The organism is Longibacter sp., assembly GCF_051155795.1.
GTDB lineage: Bacteria > Bacteroidota > Rhodothermia > Rhodothermales > Salinibacteraceae > Longibacter.
In genome coordinates this window covers 1-2,929 of record NZ_DAXETW010000133.1, presented here as the reverse complement: position 1 = coordinate 2,929, position 2,929 = coordinate 1, and the positions used below count along the sequence as shown (strand labels likewise).

The 2,929-nt window shown below is 63.0% G+C and carries 4 protein-coding genes; 3 read left to right on the top strand and 1 reads right to left on the bottom strand.

Going from position 1 to position 2,929, the window contains the following annotated elements:
* Positions 1 to 129: 129 nt before the first annotated feature.
* On the bottom strand, positions 130 to 921 hold the full coding sequence (locus tag ACFCU0_RS13220; protein ID WP_434974150.1) for a UDP-2,3-diacylglucosamine diphosphatase: 792 nt from the start codon (positions 919 to 921) through the stop codon (positions 130 to 132).
* A gap of 166 nt (positions 922 to 1,087) precedes the next feature.
* Here ACFCU0_RS13220 and ACFCU0_RS13215 point away from each other — a divergent pair, with 166 nt between their 5' ends.
* The 3 genes from ACFCU0_RS13215 to ACFCU0_RS13205 form a co-directional block, all read left to right on the top strand.
* On the top strand, positions 1,088 to 1,798 hold the full coding sequence (locus ACFCU0_RS13215; RefSeq protein ID WP_434974149.1) for a rhomboid family intramembrane serine protease: 711 nt from the start codon (positions 1,088 to 1,090) through the stop codon (positions 1,796 to 1,798).
* 63 nt (positions 1,799 to 1,861) lie between these two features.
* Positions 1,862 to 2,455, top strand: a complete 594-nt coding sequence (locus ACFCU0_RS13210; RefSeq protein WP_434974148.1) for a hypothetical protein — start codon at positions 1,862 to 1,864, stop codon at positions 2,453 to 2,455.
* Positions 2,456 to 2,633: 178 nt separating this feature from the next.
* Positions 2,634 to 2,929, top strand: a 296-nt coding sequence (locus ACFCU0_RS13205) for a hypothetical protein (RefSeq protein ID WP_434974151.1), incomplete at its 3' end; no start/stop codon positions are given.

Here is a 2,929-nt window from a genome sequence, read left to right as displayed (position 1 = left end):
CGTGGTTCGTCTTGGAGGAGCCGGAGGGGGCGCGGTAACGAGGCGCTCCCGTGGATTCGTGTCCGGGCTCGGTGAAAAAATGGCGGCTGCAGGTCGACCGGGCGGAGAGACGGAGGAGGTGTGCCCGAGTCAGTTCGAGCGACCGGCGGCGACCGTCTGATTCTGTAAATCGGCTGATTCAATGATCTCGGCACGCGTCCCGTTCCACCGCATCAGCCGGGCTTCGGTTGGCGTCAGGGTGGCAAACGTTCGGTCTGCAAACCAGGTGCCGGTATTCAGATAGACGCCCCGGCGCTCCGTTTGAAGGGTCGGGACGTGAGAGTGTCCCATGACTACGACGTCAGCACGACCGTCGCGGAGAAGCGCTGCGCCCCTCCGGGACAGGGCCTCCACCAGGTCGGGGTTCGTGGACGGATCGTGGATCTGGCGGCTGACCCACTGGGCGAGGGCGATTCCGGTGTTGGCGGGGAGAAGGGTCCTGTAGAGGGTGACGCAGACCGGGTGCCGGAGAAAAGACCGAAACCGCGTGGTGAAGCCTCCGGCTGCTCCGGCCAGGTGATCGCCATGTGCACAGTAGAGGCGGTGGTCGTAGTGCGTGCTGCTGCAGGCATCGGGGACAACGGTCACACCGAGTTCCTCTTCGAAGTACCGCCGGTGCCACGGGTCGTGATTCCCCAGGAGGTAGGTGACGGGAATGCCTCGATCGGTGAGGGCCGCGATGTGTCCCTGGAAGCGCACGAATCCCTTGGGCACCACCCGATCGTACTCAATGAATGCGTCGAACACGTCGCCGACGAGGTACAGATGCTCGAGGCGGTCGTCGAAGGCCTCAAGGCACCGGAGCAGATCGGCTTCGGCGGTGCGATCCTCCGACCGCATCCCGCGGCGGCCGAAGTGCATGTCCGATACGAAAAGGACCACGACGTTGGGAAATGACGAAGGAAGGAAACGGTTGCTCTTCGTGCCGAACGCTGGTCGCGGCGGCGCGTAGGACGATGTTGAAATGAACGGGCTGCCGCACCGATCCCCCAGGTGTTCAACGAATGGGTGTGCGGCGGGTCCTCGATCGATGCTTTCAGCCTCCCGTATGAACCGACAGACGTACTACCGGCCGCCCACGCAATTCTCCGTGTTTCCGCCGGTCATCAAGAACCTGCTGATCATTAACGGGCTGTTCTTTCTCGCGGCTCAGGTGGCGGCACCGCAACACGGAACGCTCCTTTCCGAGTTGCTCAACTACATGGCACTCTATCCGCCCGGTAGCGGCGAGATGGGCGTCTCCTACTTCGGATCGCGAGGGGACATTCCGGGCTTCTGGCCCTGGCAGATCGTGACGTACAGCTTTCTCCACAGCCCGGCAACCTTCGGCCACATCCTCTTCAATATGTTCGGTCTCTGGATGTTTGGCGTCCAGATCGAAAATCGCTGGGGCTCGCAGCGCTTCGCAATCTTCTATTTCGCCTGCGTGATCGGTGCGGCCATCCTTCACCTCTTTATGGTCAATGCTCCGGTACCGACGGTCGGAGCGTCCGGCGGCGTCTTCGGCGTACTCGTCGCGTTCGGCGTTCTGTTCCCGAATCAGCCGATTTATCTCTACTTCCTCTTCCCGATCAAAGCCAAGTGGCTCGTTGCCGGCCTGATGGCACTGGAACTGTTCTACGGCTTCTCCGGCGGCCAGACCGGCGTTGCGAACTTCGCCCACCTGGGCGGCGCGTTCGTCGGCTTCATGCTGACGCAGTACTGGCGAGGCAAGCTGCCGGGCGTAACCCCCGAGCGTTCAGATCAGTCGTGGGGATAAGAGGTTAGGTTTGAATGCATTGGACCGGACACTCCGACGCCGGGGACAGACCTATGGGCCGGGTTGCATGTCCGAAAACCTGAGGTCTCGGATCAAATCAGCGACGGAGGGTACGTACTTCGCCTGGCCGGGTCGGGGCTTCTTGAGCTTCGATCGGCAAACGAAACGCTGGCGTCCGCGTCCGTTGAAAGCCGCGGTCGCACGTGGCGGCATCTGCGATTGGAGATTGACGATGGCGAGATCTATGCGTATGTCGACGGCAAGCTCGCGCTCACGGCCACCGACCCGGCCTTCGCTCCGCTCGGCGTCGCATACGCAGGCGTTGTCGCCAACCGTGCGGCTGCTCAATTCGACCACTTTCGTGTGTACCCACTTGAGGCGTCCGTCGAGTCCACGTCGCACGATCCAGGCACGAAGGTGGCAACAATCGGTGTAGGCCCCCGCGGCGAAGAGGTCATCACCGCACGCGACATGCTGGGCCGCACGGTCGCATCCATCGGGCCGGACGGCATACCGGCCTCAACGAGTGTCTCGTATCAGTGGCGACGCCATCAGAGCGCCTTCGACCCACAGACGCCGCACCAGTCCCTCTCGACATCGATTCGTGGGACAAGCGGTGCGTATGAAAGCTTCGACCGGGGCGGGCGACACGCGTAGTACGTCTCGGACGCGGATAACGGGGCGACGACCACCTGGTCGATGCGCGATGGACGTCTAGAAATGACCAGTTCGGCAGGGGCTACAGGTGCTGAGCCGGACTTCTTCTATCTCGACCTCGGTGAGCCGCTCACGGGCCGGGTCTCGGCGGCGATATCGGTGCGTACGACCAATAGCCATGATGGCGCAGCCTTCGGACTCGCGCTTGCAGGCTCCGAGTGGACAATACAAAATGCTGCACCGGGTCGCGCAGCCTGGGGGGGGGTACCGCCGGGCATCGGTTTGCGACGCCCAATCCCGAACAGGGCAACGGAGCGATCGACGCAGGTGCCCTCCAGGATCGCTTCGCGGGGCATGCGCTCAGGTCCAGCGGTGCCAGTGGCACAAGCGAGAGAACGTGGTCAGCTACCTCCCGGTGGCCGACCAATCTGCCTGGCGGAAGAAGCTGCAGCGCGCCTACCAGGAGCCCAGCTA